Below are 15,981 nucleotides of genomic sequence, written 5' to 3' on the forward strand. Positions count from 1 at the left end.
TCGGGGTGCAATTTAGAGACCTATCTTAAGCCTGTAATTTGCAAAAAGCCCGCATTTTGAAAAATACGGGCTGGAGGAGGAGCTGAAAATCGCAGCTTTGCTGTTAGCTCAGCTCCGCGATCTTGGCTATCACATCGGCTGCGGGCGGGTTGGTGGCGTGGGTGCCGTCGGAGTAGAGGACCGTCGGCACGACGCGGTTGCCGTCGTTGACGGATTCGATCCACTCGGAGATGGATTCGGTGCCGGGGGCATCGACATCGACGATCTCGACGGTGCCCTCAGGCAGGTCGGCGCGATCGAGGTCGGCGATGAGCCGGGAGCAATACGGACACCAGGAGGCGGCGAAGACGGTGACGGGAAAGGTCGTTTCCGGGGTAGTAGCCAATGTTATTGGGCCTTTCGTTCGAATCGTTGGAAGCGGTAGCGCAGCGGAGAATCCTCAGCGCCCTCGATAGTCACGCGGCCGCGCTCCGAGGCGAACCAGTCGGTTTCGCTGGTCAGCTCGAAGTCCTCGCTGATCCGCGGGGCGTACACGGCATCGTGGGGGAGGTGAGGGGAAAGGGAGACGTCGATAAGCGTGCGCTCGATGATGTCGACCTCATCGAGTGTGGCTTCGTAGAGTTGTGCCCCGCCGATGATCCACGCGTCGGTGTCTAAGTCGGGTAGGTCACGGTAAACGTACGCGCCCTTCGACCACGTGTCCGCTTCGCGCGAGGAGATTATGATGTTCGTGCGGCTCGGCAGAGGTTTGAACGGGAGGGATTCCCACGTGCGGCGGCCCATGATGACGGGGCTGCCGCACGTGGTGTCCTTAAAATGCTTGAGGTCCTCCGGCAGGTGCCACGGCATGTCCGCGCCGTCGCCGATGATGCGGTCGACGGATTGAGCCCAGATTGCGCCGAGCACTGCTACACCGAGACCTTCGCCGCGATCGTCGGGTGCGGGTCGTACCCCGTGACCGCGATGTCGTCGAAACCATAGTCGAAGATGGACTCCGCCTTGGTGAGCTCCAGCTGCGGGTACGGGCGTGGCTCGCGCGAAAGCTGCTCTTTGACCTGCTCAAGGTGGTCGTTATAGATGTGGCAGTCGCCGCCCGTCCAGATCAGCTCACCGACCTCGAGACCGGCCTGCTGCGCGAAGAAGTGGGTGAGCAGCGAATAAGACGCGATATTGAACGGCACGCCCAAAAACATGTCCGCGGAGCGCTGGTAGACCTGCATGGACAGCTTGCCGTCGGCGACGTAGAGCTGGAACAGCAGGTGGCACGGCATGAGCGCCATCTTGTCCAGCTCCGAGACATTCCACGCTGAGACCACGTTGCGGCGCGATTCCGGGTCGCTGCTGAGCAAGTTGAGCGCATTCTGGATCTGGTCGATGTGTTGGCCGTCCGGGGTCGGCCACGAGCGCCACTGGACACCGTAGACCGGGCCAAGCTCGCCGTTGTCGTCCGCCCACTCGTTCCAGATCCGGATATTGTTCTCCTGCAGCCAGCGGACATTCGAGTCGCCCTTCAGGAACCACAACAGCTCGCCCACCACACCCTTGAAATAGACCTTCTTGGTGGTCAACAGGGGAAAAGAATCAGACAGGTCGTACCGCAGCTGCTTGCCGAACACACTGATCGTGCCTGTTCCGGTGCGGTCGGACTTCGGCGTGCCAGTCTCAAGGATCTCGCGCAGCAGATCTTCGTACGGGGTGGGGATGGTCGTCCCAGTCATTCACTCACTCTTTACAGGGTCGTGCGGGATGCAGCTACTTGGCGATGCCTTCGTAGCTGCCGTGCTCTTCCTTATACGCCGCGGCGTGCTCAAGAATTTCATCGGCGAGCTCCGGGCGGCAGATCAGCAGGTCAGGGACATAGGTGTCCTCGTTATTGAAGTGCATCTCGGTGCCATCCAGGCGTGTGGCGTGGAGGCCAGCGGCCTTAGCGACACCCACCGGGGCGGCCTGGTCCCATTCGTACTGGCCGCCGGCGTGGATGTATGCGTCGTAATCGCCGAGCAGAACGTGCATGGCCTTCGCGCCGGCCGAGCCGATGCCGACCGCCTCGAAGTCCATCTTCTCGGCCACGTACTTCGCCACCGCCGGAGGACGGTTGTGGGACAGGGCGATCTTGCGGGACAGCGGGCCCTCAACGTGGCGCACGTCGGAGGACTTGAACACCACGCCCAAATCCGGCAGGCCCACGGCGGCGTGGGTGGGCACGCCATTTTCGACGAGCGCGATGTGCACCGCCCAGTCCTGGCGGCCGGTGGCGAATTCCTTCGTGCCGTCCAGCGGGTCCACGATCCACACGCGCGGATTGTCCAGGCGGGCCAGGTCGTCGACAGCCTCCTCGGACAAGAAGGCGTCGTCCGGGCGGTGCTGCGCCAGTACGCGCGCGATCCAGTTCTGTGCCAGGTCGTCGCCTGCCTCGCCCAGCTCCCGGCCGCGCAGCAAGCCTACGCCGCGGATGCCCTTGAGGATTTCACCCGTTCCAAGCGCAATGAGGTTAGTCAACCGTGAGTCCGAGTACGTTGCCGTCATGGCTTAGACTTTACCGCTTGGGGCGCGTCGCCGTGCGCCGTGGCTGAACACTCTCGGCGAGGAACATAACACTTAACTTCCCACATAACATAACACTTGTGGGAAGTTGGGTGTTATGTTGAATTTCCGCTGGTAGAGGAGCGTTTGGGCTTGGCTTCCCATGAAGCTTCCCACTTAACATCACACATGTGGGAAGTTAAGTGTTATGTTCCGGCCGGTTAAGGTGAAGGCGTGCCTGACAGACCTTTCGACCGATCCGTGAGCGGGGATTCCGGTCGCATTCTCGACCGCTTCCACCCGCAGGTGGCCACGTGGTTCGAGGAGGTCTTCGCCGCGCCGACTCCGGTGCAGGAGCAGGCGTGGACATCGATCTCAGAAGGGGAGAACACCCTCGTTGTAGCCCCGACCGGTTCGGGTAAGACCCTCGCGGCGTTCCTCTGGTCGCTCAATTCGATGGTGCAGCGTTCCGGCCAGCAGGCCCTGCACTTCGGCGACAATGCGGAATTGCAGCGCAGCACCCAAGGCACGCGCGACGGGGTCAAGGTCCTTTACATCTCCCCGCTGAAGGCCCTCGGCGTTGATGTGGAGAACAACCTCCGCGCACCTCTGACCGGCATTGCCCGTGTGGCGCAGCGCATGGAGCTGGACATGCCGGATATCTCTGTGGCGGTGCGCTCCGGCGACACCCCGCAGTCGGAACGCAACCGGCAGGCCCGCAAGCCGCCGGATATTCTCATCACCACCCCGGAGAGCCTCTATTTGATGGTCACCTCTAAGGCTGCGGGAATTCTGAAGACGGTGGACACAGTCATCGTGGATGAGATTCACGCGCTCGCCGGGACGAAGCGCGGCGTGCACTTGGCATTGTCGATGGAACGCCTCCGCAGATTAGCGGGCGATTTCCAGCGCATCGGCCTGTCCGCGACGGTGCGGCCGCTGGACGCGGTGGCGAATTTCTTGGGTGAGCGCACCACGATCGTGAACCCGCCAGCGGAGAAGAAGTGGAAGCTCGATGTCCACGTGCCGGTCGAGGACATGAGCGACCTTCCCGTGCCGGAGGAGGGGTCGCCGATCGGGGAGGCGGTGATCGATACCTCGGCCATCTCCGACGATGTGCTCGACTTCAACTTGGACGGGCCGGAAACGGCAAAAAGGGACCTCGCCCCGCCGCCGACCCCGGGGCAGTCGTCGATCTGGCCACACATTGAGACGCAGCTCTACCAGGAGGTGATGGCTCACCAGTCGACCATCGTCTTCGTCAATTCCCGCCGCACCGCGGAGCGGCTCACCAGCAGACTGAACGAGATCTGGGCGTCCGAACACGACCCGGATTCGCTCAGCCCAGACACCCGCCGCCCGCCGGCGCAGCTGATGAAGTCTGTGGATGTCGCCGGCGAGGCCGCCCCCGTCATCGCGCGCGCCCACCACGGGTCGGTGTCGAAGGAAGAACGCAAGAGCACAGAGGCTGCGCTGAAAGAAGGCACGCTGCGCGCGGTCGTGTCCACTAGCTCGCTCGAGCTCGGCATCGACATGGGCGCGGTGGACCTCGTCGTGCAGGTGGAATCCCCGCCGTCTGTCGCCTCGGGCCTGCAGCGCGTGGGCCGCGCCGGGCACTCGGTCGGTGCGGTCTCCGAAGGCTCGTTTTATCCCAAGCACCGCTCGGACCTAGCCCAAACTGCGGTGACGGTGCCGCGCATGCGCCAAGGCCTCATCGAGGAGCTCCATACCCCGAAGAGTCCGCTCGATGTGCTCGCCCAGCAGACCGTCGCCGCCGTCGCGGTGGAGGACCTCGAGCTGGACGGCTGGTACGAGACCGTCACCCGCGCCTGGCCGTACCGCGACCTCGCCCGCGAGGTCTTCGACGCCGTCATCGACCTAGTCATCGGCATCTACCCGTCCACCGACTTCGCGGAGCTGCGTCCCCGCGCGATTCTCGACGGCACCACGCTCAAGGCACGCCCCGGCGCGCAGCGCGTGGCCGTCACCAATGCGGGCACCATCCCGGACCGGGGCATGTTCGGAGTATTTCTTGTGGGTACCGATGCGGAAGGGGGAGTGCCCAGACGTGTCGGCGAGCTCGACGAGGAGATGGTTTACGAGTCCCGCGTCGGCGACGTGTTCACGCTCGGCGCATCCAGCTGGCGTATCGAGAACATCACCCGCGACCAGGTGCAGGTCTCTCCCGCGCCGGGCCACACGGGACGCTTACCGTTCTGGTCCGGCGACAGTCTGGGCAGGCCGTACGAACTGGGGCTGGCGCTGGGCGCATTCCGCAGAGAAGCGAAAAGCGATCCGTCCGTCATCGATGCGAGCCTGGATGCGTACGCCCGCGACAACCTGTTGAAATACCTCGACGAGCAGGAAGAAGCGACTGGCATCGTCCCCGACGAGAAGACTCTCGTGCTCGAGCGGTTCACGGACGAGCTGGGGGATTGGCGCGTGGTGCTGCACACACCATTCGGCAAGGGCGTTAACGCCGCGTGGGCGCTCGCCACCGGATGGCGAGTGGCGCAGGAGACCGGCATGGACGCCCAAGCGGTCGCGGGCGACGACGGCATCGTGCTCCGCCTACCACAAGGGGAGAAAGAGCCCGGCGGCTCGATCTTCGCCTTCGACGCCGATAAGATCGCCGATATCGTCACCGAGCAGGTAGGAAATTCCGCGCTCTTCGCCTCCCGCTTCCGCGAGTGCGCCGCACGCGCGTTGCTCCTGCCGCGCCGCAATCCGGGCAAGCGCGCACCGCTTTGGCAGCAGCGTCAACGCGCGGAACAGCTTCTCGACGTCGCCCGTAACTACCCGTCCTTCCCGATCATCCTGGAGACGGTCCGCGAGTGCCTCCAGGACGTCTACGACCTGCCTGCGCTGCAAGATGTCATGCGCAACCTGTCCACCCGCCGCATCCGCGTCGCGGAGGTGACCACGGACCAGCCGAGCCCGTTCGCCTCGAGCCTGCTGTTCAACTACACCGGCGCGTTCATGTACGAAGGCGACACCCCGCTCGCCGAAAAACGCGCGGCGGCACTCGCGCTCGATCCGTCGTTGCTCGCGAAGCTGCTTGGCACCGTCGAATTGCGCGAGCTTCTCGACGCCGACGTCATCGCCGACGTCGATGCCTCCCTGCGCCGACTCGGAAAGGCCGAGACTTCGGAGCAATTCGCCGACACGCTCCGCATCGTCGGACCCGTTCCCGTCGACGAGCTCGAGCTCTACACCTCGGTTCCCGCCGCGGCACTCGAAGAGAGCCTGGGCAGGCGCATGATGCGCGTGCGCATCGGCGGCCGTGAGCATCTCGCGCAATCACTCGACGCGCCATTGCTTCGCGACGGCCTCGGCGTGCCCGTCCCTCCCGGCATCGCCGCCCAGGTGGCCACGATCCCGGATGCTCTCAGCCAACTGGTCACCCGGTGGGTACGCACACGTGGGCCGTTCACCCTGCGCGACCTCGCCGCCGCCTTCGGTCTGTCCGTCGGTGCTTCCTATGAGACGTTGAAGCGCCTCATCGAGGATGGGAAAGTCATCGAGGGCCGTTACCGCCAGGGTGTCGACGAGCAGGAGTACATGGGTGCAGATGTCCTGCGCATCGTGCGCACCCGCTCTCTCGCCGCGGCGCGGGCGCAGACTCGACCCGTCTCCCAGTCGGCCCTCGGCCGCTTCATGCCCGCCTGGCTCAATATCGCTCCGGCGGGGCAGCGGCCGGCACTCCGTGGCGCCGACGGCGTCTACTCCGTCATCGAGCAGCTCGCCGGGATCCGTCTGCCCGCCAGCGCGTGGGAGTCGATGATCCTGCCCAGCCGCGTCGGCGATTATTCCCCGGAAATGCTCGACGAGCTCACTTTGTCCGGTGAAGTGCAGATTGTCGGGGCTGGAAAAGCCGGCGCACGCGACCCGTGGATCATGCTGCTTCCCGCCGACTATGCCGCGCAGCTCATTCCCGTTCCGGAAGAGCCGCTGCTGAGCCTCACTCAACAGCGCGTGATGGACAAAATCAACGTCGGCGGCGGCTATCTCTTCACCGACCTGCTCGGGCCCGCCTCCGAATCGTTCACCACCTCCGATGAACTCCGTGAATCCATGTGGGACCTGGTTGAAGCTGGACTCATCGCGCCGGATTCCTTCGCGCCGATCCGTGCGCGCCTGGCCGGCGGCAAGCACGGAAAGACGGCCCACCGTGCTAAGCGTCGGCCGTCGCGAAGCCGGATCCGTTCCGGACGCACCACATTCGCGGATGTCACGCCGCCGGACATGACGGGACGCTGGGCAGCGACGCCCACGCCAGACACCGACCCCACGCAGCGCTCGCTCGCGCACGGCGAGGCGTGGCTCGACCGCTACGGCGTAGTCACCCGCGGCAGCATTGTCGCCGAAGACGTCCTCGGCGGATTCGCCCTGGCCTATAAGACCCTGTCCGGCTTCGAGGAATCCGGCAAAGCCATGCGCGGCTACCTCGTCGAAGGGCTCGGCGCGGCACAGTTCTCCACGCCCGCGACCATCGACCGTCTGCGCGGCCACCAGGATTCCGACGACCTCGTCGGTTGGCCGTCCGGCACGAAGGAGCCGAAGGTCTACGTGCTCGCCGTCACCGACCCAGCCAACCCGTACGGCGCGGCACTCCCGTGGCCCGACACCGGACCGACCCGCTCGGCAGGAGCACTCGTCGTGCTTATCGACGGCCTGCTCGCCGCCCACATCACCCGCGGCGGCAAGACCATGACCACCTTCTTCGACGGTTTTCCCGGAGGCACGGGCACCGAAGATGAATTGCTCTCCATGGTCGTGGGGGCGCTCACTGACGCGGTGGCGGCGGGAAGGTTGTCGCCGTTGACCGTCGAAAAGCTCAACGGCGAGCCTGCATTCATCCTGAAGAATCACGGTGCCGGCGCGTCCCCGCGCGGCGCGAAGATCGGCGGGAAGGCCGTCTCCTCGCCGAAGCGGCGCGGGAGGAGTGTGGCCGAGGCGCTGGAAGAACTCGACGAAAATCTCAATTTCGACGATTGACGGTGGATTCACCTTATCCCTAGAATGTAGTCATGTTGCTACGGAGGGAGTGCTGATGACACACTTGATGTCTGCTCGCGAGTTCAACCAAGAGCTCAGTCGTGCGAAACGGGAAGCGCTTGTATCCCCGGTAATCGTCACTGACCGTGGTGAACCATCCCATGTGCTTATGTCTTACGGAGAATATGAGAGGCTGACGCGTTCACCCGGGAGCTTTGTTGAAAAGCTATTGATCGATGATCCCGTCGACGTGGATATAGACAAGTCTGAGCTAGGCTTGCGGCCGGTCGAATTCTGATGTACATCCTCGACACGAACGTTATTAGCCAGTTCCATAAGCCTCGTCCTGACAAGGGAGTCTTGGCATGGGTTGGGGAGCGCAGCGAAGCAGAACTCCATATTTCCGTCATCACGGTGATGGAGATTGAGATCGGCATTCGCCGCCTCGAACGGCGTGATGGGGAACAGGCACGGCGGTTGCAGAACTGGCTTGATCACACGGTGATCCGAGCATTCCAGGGACGGATACTGCCGATCGACCTCGACGTCGCTCGTCGTTGCGCACCCCGACACGTTCCGGACCCGGCTCCGGAAAGGGATGCTCTTATCGCGGCCACTGCCTCTTCACACGGCTTCACCGTCGTGACGCGCAACGAGAAGGATTTCCGGCGGCTAGGGGTTCCGGTGCTCAACCCGTTCGAGGTGTTAGATGCCTGAAGGTGATTCCGTCTACCAGCTGTCCAAACGGCTGCAGTTCATGACCGGGCGTGAAGTGACAGCGTCATCGTTGCGGGTCCCGCGGTTTGCCACCGTCGACTTCACGGGCATGACAGTGGAGCGCGTGTGGCCGTATGGAAAACACCTCTTCATGCAGTTCGGCGCCGCCGGTCATGATGCGCAGATACTGCACACGCACCTGAAGATGGAAGGCACGTGGTCCGTCCACCGTGCTGGGGCTCGCTGGTCGAAGCCCGGCCACACCGCGCGCGTCGTGCTCCAGCTTTTCGACGACGCCGGCGACATCGAGCTCATCGGTCACTCCTTGGGGCTGGTCGATGTCTTCCCCGTCCGCGAGTACGAGACTGAGATGGGCTACCTCGGACCTGATCTTCTGGCCGAGGACTTCGACCACGACGAGGCGTTGCGTCGCATCCTTGCCGATCCGGAGCGAGAGATCGGCCGTAGTTTGCTCGACCAGTATCGCGTAGCAGGCATCGGCAATGAATACCGTGCGGAGATCTGCTTCCTCGGCGGCGTCCATCCGGCGCGGACTGTGGCTGAGGTGGGGCAGGGTGGCGTGATCAAGCTCCTGCGCATTGCGCGCCGTTTGATGTGGGCGAATAAAGACGAGGTCAAACGCGTGACCACCGGGGTGAAGCGCGCGGGCGAGACCTCCTACGTGTTCGGGCGCAACAAAAAGCCCTGCCGCCGGTGCGCCACCTTGATCACCAAGGGGTTTCTGGGCGGGCAGGGCGATTTAGAGCGCGTGATCTGGTGGTGTCCCACCTGTCAGCCGGAGCCTGACTAAGCAGTCGGTGCCTCGTTCTTCTCGCGGATCGCACGGCGGATGAAGAAGATGAGGAAACCGAGCAAGATCAGGATGAGAATCACGTAGACGACCTTGGAATACTGGTCGATGTAGCCGGTGACGGCCTCCCAGTTCTCGCCGAGCTTGAAGCCCAGGAAGATGAGGATGAAATTCCAGACGGCGGAGCCGAGGGTGGTCCACAGACCGAAGGTGAGCAGGTTCATCCGGTCCAGGCCAGCCGGGATGGAGATTAGCGAGCGGATGCCGGGGATCAGGCGGCCGAAGAGAATCGACGGCTTGCCGTATTTGTCGAACCAAGCGAGGGACTTGTCGACGTCGGACGCCTTGACCAGCCACATCCAGTCGGCGATCGCGCGCAGGCGGTCCGCGCCAAGCCAGGCGCCGATGCCGTACAACATGTACGCGCCGACGACGGAGCCGACGGTGGCCCAGATGAACACCGGGATGAAGCTCAGCGAGCCCTGGGCGACGGTGAAGCCGCCGAGCGGCAGGACCACCTCGGAGGGGATGGGCGGGAAGAGGTTCTCGAGCAGGATGGCAATGCCGACGCCGGGGGCGCCGAGCGTATCCATCAAACTGACAATCCAGTCAATGATCGCGGACATGGCAAGTATCTTGCCTTATGCGACCTCCGTCGACCAAGTATGAACCGGCGCGCCTTTCCTCTGATTTTCCAGGTAGATCCTCAAAACCTTCGCGAGAGCAACCTGACGTTCAGGTGTGCCGGGCTTCGTGCCAGCGCCGATCTTGTCCAGCATGTCGAGCTGCCAGGTCGCGCCGTTTTGGCGGTGCCAGGCGCGGCCCTCGATGACTTTCAGATACTTATCAGCCAGCTCCTCGTCGACATCGAGGGAACGCAGACCCTCGTGTGCCTGGTCGAGGAGGTGGTTGAGGACGAGGTTGGAGACGTCGATACGCCCCAGCGTCGGCCACGTCATCGTTGCGCCGATACCCTCGCGTGCGCCGGCATAGAAATTATCGCGGGCGTTCTCGAAGGTCAGACGCGACCAGACCGGACGGGTCTGCTCGCTCAAGAACTTGACCAGGCCGTAGTAGAACGCGGCGTCGGCGATGATGTCGATCGTCGTCGGCCCGGCGGCGAGCAGGCGGTTCTCCACGCGGATGTGGGACAGCTGGAGCGACGGATCGTAGATCGGGCGGTTCCAGCGCCACACCGTGCCGTTGTGCAGGTTCAGATAGTGCAGGCCCGGGCTGTTGCCGTCCATCATCGGCTTGCCCGCGTCCGTGCGGGATTCCGGAATGAGAGGGGAGAAGTACCGGACATTCTCCTCGAACAGGTCGAACACGCTCGTGATCCAGCGCTCGCCGAACCACACGCGCGGCCGGACTCCTTGGTTGACCAGCGTGTCCGTGCGGGTGTCGATCGACTGCTTGAACACCGGGATGCGCGATTCGTGCCACGTGCGGTGCCCCATGAACAGCGGCGAATTCGCACTCAATGCCACCTGCGGGCCCGCGATCGCCTGCGATGCATTCCACGCCTCCGGGAACCGGTCCGGCGCGACCTGGAGGTGCAGCTGCATCGAGGTACAGGTCGATTCCGTGGCGATGTCGTCGAAGGTGGCGCGGTAGCGCTCCTGCCGCGCGACGTCGATCTGCACGAGCTCGCCGCGCGTTTCGACGACCATATTCGACAACGCGGAATAGCGGTTCTCCTGCGTCATCCACTCGTCGCTCTGCAGGTAGTCCGTGGTCACAGTCGGCAGCGTGCCGATCATCGCCAGATTCGCGCCAGCTTTCTTCGCTGCCGTATCGACGGCCCGGAGACGCTCGTCCAGCCCCTCATGCAGCACCGTCAGCCCGTCACCGGACAGGTCCAGGGGCGGGTGGTTCAGCTCGACGTTGTAGCGGCCGACCTCAGCCTGGTATTCACCGGAAAGCTCCGCGAGCACCGCCTCGTTGCAGCCTGCCGGCGCCATGTCGTCGTCTACGAGATTGAGCTCGAGTTCGAGCCCGATCGTGCCATGGTCGACGAATTCCGCCTCCTGGAGGTGCTGGTCGAAAATCTCCAGGTCGTCCAGGAGCGCCTGACGGTATTTCGTCCGCTCTTTGGGGGTGTATGAATCGCGTGAAACGGCATCGCCCATGTGCAAAGCTTATCCGTTTCAGCAGCGCAGTCGCTGCATCAACGGCTAATTTCCATTCACGCTACTTCTTGCTGCGGTACCACCCGATGAGAGCGTCGGTGGAAGAGTCGCCGGTGTCGGGCTCCTCCGCACCGGAGACCGCGCCCGCGAGCTCGTTCGCCTGCGCCTTGCCCAGCTCCACGCCCCACTGGTCGAAGGAGTTGATGCCCCAGATCACACCCTGGGTGAACACGATGTGCTCGTACAGCGCGATGAGCGCGCCGAGCACGTGCGGGGTGAGTTCCTCGGCCAGGATCGTCGTGGTGGGGCCGTTGCCCGGCATCACCTTGTGCGGGGCCAAGTGCTTATCGACGCCCCCCGCTTCCACCTCTTCCTGCGTTTTCCCGAAAGCGAGCACCTTGGTCTGAGCGAAGAAATTGCCCATCAGCAAGTCGTGCATGGAGCCTTCGCCCGAGGCCGTCGGCAGGTCCTGCTTCGGGTTGGCGAAGCCGATGAAGTCAGCCGGCACCATCGTCGTTCCTTGGTGGATCAGCTGGTAGAAGGCGTGCTGGCCGTTCGTGCCGGGTTCGCCCCAGAAGATCTCGCCGGTGTCGCAGGTGACAGGGGCGCCGTCGATACGCGTGCTCTTGCCGTTCGATTCCATGGTGAGCTGCTGCAGGTACGCCGGGAAACGGGAGAGATCCTCGGAGTAGGGGAGCACGGCGTGGGTCTGCGCGCCGTAGAAATTGCGGTACCAGATATTCAGCAGGCCCATGAGAGCCGGCACATTCTGCTCGAGCGGTGTAGAGCGGAAGTGCTCGTCCACCGCGTGGAAGCCCTCGAGGAAACGCATGAAGTCTTGTGGCCCGATGACCGCCATGAGCGACAGGCCGATCGCCGAATCGACCGAGTAACGGCCGCCGACCCAATCCCAGAACGGGAACATGTTGTCGGTGTCGATGCCGAATTCCGCGACCTTCTCCGCATTCGTCGACACCGCCACGAAGTGCTTCGCAATGGCCGACTCATCCCCATCAAACTGCTCCAGCAGCCAGCGCTTCGCCGCATGCGCGTTGGACAGCGTCTCCTGGGTGGTGAAGGTCTTCGACGCGACGATGAACAGCGTCTCGCCCGGGTCGGCGCTATCGAGCACGCTGGTCATGTCAGCGGGGTCAACATTGGAGACGAACTCCGCGGTGATCCCCGCTGTTGCGTACGTGCGCAGCGCCTTCGCCGCCATTGCCGGGCCCAAGTCGGAGCCGCCGATGCCGATATTGACGACCTTCTTGATGGTGTGGCCGGTGTGGCCGAGCCACTCGCCAGAGCGCAGCTTGGACGCGAAATCGCGCATCCGGCCCAAGACCTCGTGCACGTCGGCGGCCACGTCCTGTCCGTCGACCTCGAGGTCATCCTCCGCCGGGATGCGCAGGCCGGTGTGGAGCACCGCGCGGTCCTCCGTGGAATTGATGTGCGCGCCGGTGAACATCTTCTCGGTCGCGCCCTTCAGGTCCGCCTCCTCAGCGAGAGCCACTAGAGCCTGGAGAATGTCCTCGTCGACCAGGTTCTTCGACAGATCCACGTGCAGTCCCGCCGCGTCGAACGTGAACCTCTCTGCTCGGTCGCTGTCGCGGTCGAACATGTCGCGCAAGGTCGTCTTGTTCTTCTCCGCGTGGAGCTTCAGCAGGTTGCTCCAGGCAGTTGTGGAGGTGATGTCGGTCATTGCCACTCCTAATGGTCGTCGAGGAATCCGCAGTGAATATCTCCCAGACTAATGAAATTCGCGTCCGCGTTTTGGCCATAATGGGTAAGCATGAGCATCGTTAAGATTAACGCAATCACCGTCCCCGAAGGCGCCGGCGAACAGCTCGAGCAGCGCTTCCAAGCACGCAAGCACGCCATCGATACCCAGCCCGGTTTCGAGGGCTTTCAGCTCCTTCGACCGGTGAAGGGAGAGGACCGCTACTTCGTGGTCACACGCTGGGCCGACGAGGAGTCCTACAAGGACTGGTGGGCCGGCGAAGGCAAGTCCGCCCACGGCCACAAAGAGGGTGAAGAGTCCCGCAAGCCGGTCGCATCCGGCGCCGAGCTCCTCGAATTCGAGGTCGTGCTTGACTCCCTCGAGCAGGACTAGGAGTTCGCTCCTAACCCAGCTTGCCCCGGCCGAGCCGCAGCAGAATTGCGGCGAGGTTGGGGCCTTCCTCTCCGAGCTCGTCGCGGAACTGGTTGATGATGGCCACCTCGCGGGTGTGGACCAGGCGCGTACCACCGGAACCCATGCGGGTCTTGCCAATGGCGGAGGAGATTTCGGAGCGGCGCTTCACGGCGTCGAGGATGACGCGGTCGAGGCCGTCGATTTCTTCACGGTAGGCCTGGATTTCCTCGTTGGACAACGGGTCGTCGGTGCCGGACGGGTGCCTGATATCGCTGTTATCCACGCTCATAACCTCTGATTCTGCCACGAATTGCACAGAGTGTTCGAGAGGACGCGGACGGATGGTTCACCCCGCCAAGTACGGTAGTAGCCATCATGGGAACAGATTTGATTTTGGGGTTGAATCCGCAGCAGAAAGCGGCAGTCGAGCACACCGGTAGTCCGCTGCTGATTGTGGCGGGCGCAGGATCGGGCAAGACGGCTGTGCTGACGCGCAGGATCGCGTACCTGCTGCAGGAGCGCGGGGTGGCGCCGTGGGAGATTCTGGCGATCACGTTCACGAATAAGGCTGCGGCGGAGATGAAGGAGCGCGTCAGCCAGCTCATCGGCCCGCAGGCGGAGCGCATGTGGGTGGCCACGTTCCACTCGGTGTGCGTGCGCATTCTCCGACAGCAAGCGCAATTGGTGCAGGGGCTGAACACCAACTTCACCATCTACGACGGGGACGATTCGCGGCGGTTGTTGAGCATGATCGCGAAGGAAGCGAATCTGGACCTGAAAAAGTTCTCGCCCCGGGCGCTGGCGAACGCGATTTCGAATTTGAAGAACGAGCTGATCGGGCCGGAGCGCGCGCAGGTGAACGCGGAGAAGACGAAGAACCCGTTCGAGACGACGGTGGCGAAGGTCTATGCCGAGTACCAGCGGCGGCTCCGGGAAGCCAATGCGGTGGATTTCGACGACCTGATCGGTGAGGTGGTCGGCTTGTTCCAGCGCCACCCGCAGGTGGTGGAGTATTATCGCCGCCGGTTCCGCCACGTGCTGGTGGACGAGTACCAGGACACGAACCATGCGCAGTACGAGTTGATCCATACGCTCGTCGGCAATGGCCCGGATGCGCCGGAGCTGGCGGTGGTGGGCGATTCGGACCAGTCCATTTACGCCTTCCGCGGCGCAACGATCCGGAATATCGAGGAATTCGAGCGCGATTACCCGGATGCGACGACGATCATGCTGGAGCAGAACTACCGCTCCACGCAGAATATTCTCGCTGCTGCCAACGCCGTGATCGCGCAGAACGCCGGCCGCCGCCCGAAGAAGTTGTGGACCGACTTGGGTCAGGGCGAGAAGATCGTCGGCTACGTCGCCGACAACGAGCACGATGAGGCCCGCTTCGTGGCCAACGAGGTGGACGCACTCGCGGACCGGGGCACGAATTATTCGGACATTGCGGTCATGTACCGCACCAACAATTCTTCCCGCGCGCTGGAGGATATTTTCATCCGCGCGGGCATCCCGTACAAAGTCGTCGGCGGCACACGCTTCTACGAGCGCAAGGAGATTCGTGACGTGGTCGCGTACCTGCGTGTGCTGGAGAACCCAGATGATTCAGTGAGCATGCGCCGCATCATCAACGTGCCCAAGCGCGGCATCGGCGACAAAGCCCAAGCAATGGTCACACTGTATGCGGACAACCACCAGATCAGCTTCGGGCGCGCGCTTGTGGACGTCGCGGGAGGCGAAGGCGACGCCATCACTTCCCGCTCCCGGAATGCGATCTCCGGTTTCGTGGATATCTTGAATGGTCTGCGCGAGGACATGGGAGAGCTGGTCAACGACGTGACCGGTATGCCGGACTTGGGCGGCCTAGTCGCGCGCATTCTCGATGTGACTGGCTACCGAGCGGAGCTTGAAGCCTCCAACGACCCGCAGGACGGGGCACGGTTGGACAACCTCAATGAGCTCGTCTCTGTGGCGCGGGAGTTCTCGTCTGACGCGGCGAACACCATGGCGTACGAGGAGTACGACCCGGAAAGCGGGGAGGCCCGTCCTGGTTCATTGCAGGCGTTTTTGGAGCGTGTATCCCTGGTGGCGGATGCGGACCAGATCCCGGATGAAGGGCAAGGCGTTGTCACGTTGATGACACTTCACACGGCGAAGGGCCTGGAATTCCCGGTCGTGTTCGTCACCGGCTGGGAGGACGGGCAGTTCCCGCACCTGCGGACATTGGGCGACCCGGACGAGCTCGCGGAGGAACGCCGGTTGGCGTACGTGGGAATCACGCGTGCACGTGAGCGTCTTTACCTCACACGCGCGATGCTGCGTTCGTCGTGGGGCTCCCCGGTGACCAACCCCGCCAGTCGCTTCCTCGGAGAGGTCCCAGAGGACCTCCTCGACTGGCGGCGGGAGGAACCGGAGCGCTCCTTCTCCTCCGATGCATGGGGCAGCCCCGTTCCCGCGCGGCGCACGCGGCGCCGGAGCGAGAGCAGCGTGAAGGTGAATAAGAACCTTCAGCTGGCCAAGGGGGACCGCGTCAACCACGCGAAGTACGGGCTCGGCACGGTCATGAGCGTCGACGGTGTCGGTCCGCGCGAGACGGTCACGATCGACTTCGGCTCGAGCGGCACTGTGCGGCTCATGCTCATCGGCGGTGTGCCGATGGAGAAGATTTAGCG

At 63.5% G+C, this 15,981-nt stretch carries 14 protein-coding genes; 6 read left to right on the top strand and 8 right to left on the bottom strand.

All coding sequences use genetic code 11. The annotated features are described in order from the left end of the window. Positions 1-103: 103 nt before the first annotated feature. The 4 genes from CAPP_RS03305 to CAPP_RS03320 are packed head-to-tail and all read right to left on the bottom strand — an operon-like array spanning position 104 to position 2,526. On the bottom strand, positions 104-385 hold the full coding sequence (locus CAPP_RS03305; RefSeq protein WP_084560583.1) for a glutaredoxin domain-containing protein: 282 nt from the start codon (positions 383-385) through the stop codon (positions 104-106). Positions 386-387: 2 nt separating this feature from the next. Beyond that, complete coding sequence (locus CAPP_RS03310) at positions 388-906, bottom strand: dihydrofolate reductase (protein ID WP_076599255.1); 519 nt, start codon at positions 904-906, stop codon at positions 388-390. Positions 907-908: 2 nt separating this feature from the next. Further along, entirely contained in the window at positions 909-1,718 is an 810-nt protein-coding gene (locus CAPP_RS03315) for a thymidylate synthase (RefSeq protein WP_076599256.1), read from the bottom strand. A gap of 34 nt (positions 1,719-1,752) precedes the next feature. Then, positions 1,753-2,526 (bottom strand): 3'(2'),5'-bisphosphate nucleotidase CysQ, encoded by a 774-nt coding sequence (locus tag CAPP_RS03320; protein ID WP_076599257.1) that lies wholly within the window; start codon positions 2,524-2,526, stop codon positions 1,753-1,755. A gap of 231 nt (positions 2,527-2,757) precedes the next feature. On the opposite strand from CAPP_RS03320, the gene CAPP_RS03325 reads away from it, so the two are divergent. The 4 genes from CAPP_RS03325 to CAPP_RS03340 all read left to right on the top strand — a co-directional run bounded on the left by CAPP_RS03325 (position 2,758) and on the right by CAPP_RS03340 (position 9,049). Then, positions 2,758-7,521, top strand: coding sequence for an Lhr family ATP-dependent helicase (locus CAPP_RS03325; protein ID WP_234958851.1), 4,764 nt, complete (start codon positions 2,758-2,760; stop codon positions 7,519-7,521). A 67-nt stretch (positions 7,522-7,588) separates the two neighbouring features. After that, positions 7,589-7,819, top strand: coding sequence for a type II toxin-antitoxin system prevent-host-death family antitoxin (locus CAPP_RS03330; protein WP_200803278.1), 231 nt, complete (start codon positions 7,589-7,591; stop codon positions 7,817-7,819). Beyond that, a complete protein-coding gene (locus tag CAPP_RS03335) occupies positions 7,819-8,238 on the top strand; it encodes a type II toxin-antitoxin system VapC family toxin (RefSeq protein WP_076599259.1) in 420 nt (139 codons plus the stop codon). Before CAPP_RS03330 ends, CAPP_RS03335 begins: the two co-directional genes overlap by 1 nt. After that, a complete protein-coding gene (locus CAPP_RS03340) occupies positions 8,231-9,049 on the top strand; it encodes a DNA-formamidopyrimidine glycosylase family protein (RefSeq protein ID WP_076599260.1) in 819 nt (272 codons plus the stop codon). The genes CAPP_RS03335 and CAPP_RS03340 overlap by 8 nt, the downstream gene beginning before the upstream one ends. On the opposite strand, the gene CAPP_RS03345 is transcribed toward CAPP_RS03340, so the two are convergent. From CAPP_RS03345 to pgi, 3 genes are all read right to left on the bottom strand, one after another. After that, positions 9,046-9,675 carry a DedA family protein gene (locus tag CAPP_RS03345; RefSeq protein ID WP_076599261.1) on the bottom strand — a complete coding sequence of 210 codons (630 nt, stop codon included), beginning with the start codon at positions 9,673-9,675 and terminating at the stop codon, positions 9,046-9,048. The genes CAPP_RS03340 and CAPP_RS03345 overlap by 4 nt on opposite strands. A 15-nt stretch (positions 9,676-9,690) precedes the next feature. Beyond that, entirely contained in the window at positions 9,691-11,178 is a 1,488-nt protein-coding gene (locus CAPP_RS03350; protein ID WP_076599262.1) for a glutamate-cysteine ligase family protein, read from the bottom strand. 61 nt (positions 11,179-11,239) lie between these two features. Continuing rightward, positions 11,240-12,877: a glucose-6-phosphate isomerase gene (gene pgi, locus CAPP_RS03355; RefSeq protein ID WP_076599263.1), complete on the bottom strand. Its 1,638-nt coding sequence runs from the start codon at positions 12,875-12,877 to the stop codon at positions 11,240-11,242. A gap of 90 nt (positions 12,878-12,967) precedes the next feature. On the opposite strand from pgi, the gene CAPP_RS03360 reads away from it, so the two are divergent. Next, a complete protein-coding gene (locus CAPP_RS03360) occupies positions 12,968-13,288 on the top strand; it encodes an antibiotic biosynthesis monooxygenase family protein (RefSeq protein ID WP_076599264.1) in 321 nt (106 codons plus the stop codon). Between the two features lie 10 nt (positions 13,289-13,298). Here the strand turns inward: CAPP_RS03360 and CAPP_RS03365 are convergent, their stop codons facing one another. Continuing rightward, positions 13,299-13,598: a chorismate mutase gene (locus CAPP_RS03365; RefSeq protein ID WP_076599265.1), complete on the bottom strand. Its 300-nt coding sequence runs from the start codon at positions 13,596-13,598 to the stop codon at positions 13,299-13,301. 86 nt (positions 13,599-13,684) lie between these two features. Here CAPP_RS03365 and pcrA point away from each other — a divergent pair, with 86 nt between their 5' ends. Beyond that, positions 13,685-15,979, top strand: a complete 2,295-nt coding sequence (gene pcrA, locus CAPP_RS03370; RefSeq protein WP_290173254.1) for a DNA helicase PcrA — start codon at positions 13,685-13,687, stop codon at positions 15,977-15,979. Positions 15,980-15,981 lie beyond the last annotated feature (2 nt).

Source organism: Corynebacterium appendicis CIP 107643 (genome assembly GCF_030408415.1).
Taxonomy (GTDB): Bacteria; Actinomycetota; Actinomycetes; order Mycobacteriales; family Mycobacteriaceae; genus Corynebacterium; species Corynebacterium appendicis.